Source organism: Hydrogenophaga sp. (assembly GCF_041633695.1).
GTDB lineage: Bacteria > Pseudomonadota > Gammaproteobacteria > Burkholderiales > Burkholderiaceae_C > Hydrogenophaga.
In genome coordinates, this window is record NZ_JBFJMY010000615.1 from 1 (window position 1) to 2,066 (window position 2,066).

General features: G+C 66.6%; 1 protein-coding gene and 1 pseudogene. Both read right to left on the reverse strand.

Features of this window, described 5'->3' with window-relative positions; all coding sequences use genetic code 11:
- Window positions 1-987, reverse strand: a 987-nt coding sequence (locus ABYB95_RS22425) for a glycerol-3-phosphate dehydrogenase/oxidase (RefSeq protein ID WP_372662213.1), incomplete at its 3' end; no start/stop codon positions are given.
- Between the two features lie 74 nt (window positions 988-1,061).
- Window positions 1,062-2,066: pseudogene (locus tag ABYB95_RS22430) on the reverse strand (carbohydrate ABC transporter substrate-binding protein); the annotation flags it as partial.

Sequence of the window (2,066 nt, forward strand, 5' to 3'; positions counted from 1 at the left end):
CTCGGCTTCCATGGCCCGGGGTTCGCGCGGACGGTCGTCGCGCGGCGTGTCGGTGGTGCCCAGCACCAGCTGGCCCAGCCAGGGCACGGCGAACAAAACCCGGCCGTCCCTTGTTTTGGGCACCAGCAAGGCTCGGGTGGCGGGCATGAAGCGGCGGTCGACCACCAGATGCACACCCTGGCTCGGCGAGACCATGGGCTGCCAGTCGGGGCGCGGCTTGTCGGCGGGCACGGCGGGGACATGGGTGCCCGTGGGCGCCAACTCCATCTGGCGCACGTCGTCCACCCAGACACCGGTGGCGTTGACCACGCAGCGCGCGCGCACTTCCAGCGCTTGCCCCCCCATCTGGTCTTGTATGCGCACGCCGCCGATCAGGGGTTCGGCACCGGCTTGCGCCGTGCGCAGCAGGCCGGTCACGGCGCAGTGGTTGAGCAACAGGGCTCCCGCGTTGGCTGCGCTGCGCGCCAAGGCCACGGCGAGCCGGGCGTCGTCGAACTGGGCGTCCCAGTACTGGACACCGCCCATCAGGCCTTCGGGGTTCACACCAGGCAGGCGCCGCAAGGTTTCTTCGCGGCTGAGAAATTCGGTTGGGCCCAGGCCACCTCCACTGCCCCAGGCGGCGAGCGCGTCGTAGAGTTTGAGGCCGAGTCCGTAGAACGGCTTTTGCCACCAGCGGTAGGTGGGCATGACAAAGGCCAGGGGTTGGGCCAGATGGGGCGCAATGCGCAACACGGTGGCCCGTTCGGCCAGGGCTTCGCGCACCAGGGCCACGTTGCCCTGCGCCAGGTAGCGCACGCCGCCATGCAGCAGTTTGGTGGAACGCGAAGAGGTTCCACTGGCGAAATCATGGGATTCGAACAACGCCACCGAATAGCCACGCAAGCTGGCGTCCAGCGCCAAGCCCAGGCCGGTGGCACCGCCACCGATCACCACCAGGTCCAGCGGCGCTGCCTCGGCCAACTTCTGAAATATTTCGGGACGTTTCATAAACAGGGTCAAAGTCCCCCGGCACGGTTTGCCGCACCGGGGGCATTGGGTTTCACATCACCAGCCGAAGCCGATCAACGGGCCTTGCCGTTCTTCCAGGCGTTGAGCAACTGCTCATAGGCGATGGTTTCGCCTTTGGGCTTTTCGTTGGCCAGCTTCTTCCAGGGGGCGGCCTTGTCGCTCAGGTACTTGTTGGGATCGCCCTTGGGATTGAGCTTGGGTGGGCAACGGTCCATACCAGCGCGCTCCAGCCGTGCCATCACGTCGTCCATCTGGCCGGCCAGACTGTCCATGGCTTGCTGGGGCGTTTTCTCGCCAGTCACGGCCTGGGCCACGTTCTGCCACCAGAGCTGCGCCAGCTTGGGGTAGTCGGGCACATTGGTGCCGGTGGGCGTCCACGCCACACGGGCCGGGCTGCGGTAGAACTCCACCAGGCCACCCAGCTTGGGCGCCATGTCGGTCATGGCTTTGGACTGGATGTCGCTCTCGCGGATCGGCGTCAGGCCGACGATGGTCTTCTTGAGCGAGGTGGTCTTGGCGGTCACGAACTGCGCGTAGAGCCAGGCGGCAGCGGTCTTGTCGGCGTCGTGCTTCTCAAAGAAGGTCCACGAACCCACGTCCTGGTAGCCGTTCTGCATGCCCTGTTTCCAGTAGGGGCCGTTGGGGCCGGGGGCCATGCGCCACTTCGGTGTGCCATCCTCATTGACCACCGGCAAGCCTTTTTTGGTCATGTCGGCGGTGAAGGCGGTGTACCAGAAGATCTGCTGCGCGATCTGGCCCTGGGCAGGCACGGGACCGGCTTCACCGAAGGTCATGCCCGTGGCTTCTTTCGGCGCGTACTTCTTCATCCAGTCCACGTACTTGGTGAGCGCGTAGACAGCGGCGGGCGAGTTGGTGGCGCCACCGCGCGAGACCGAAGCGCCCAGCGGCGTGCAGCCATCGGCGGAAGCGCGGATGCCCCATTCGTCGACCGGCTTGCCGTTCGGCAGGCCCTTGTCGCCGGCGCCGGCCATGGAGAGCCAGGCGTCGGTGAAGCGCCAGCCCAGGTCGGGGGCCTTCTTGCCGTAGTCCATGTGGCC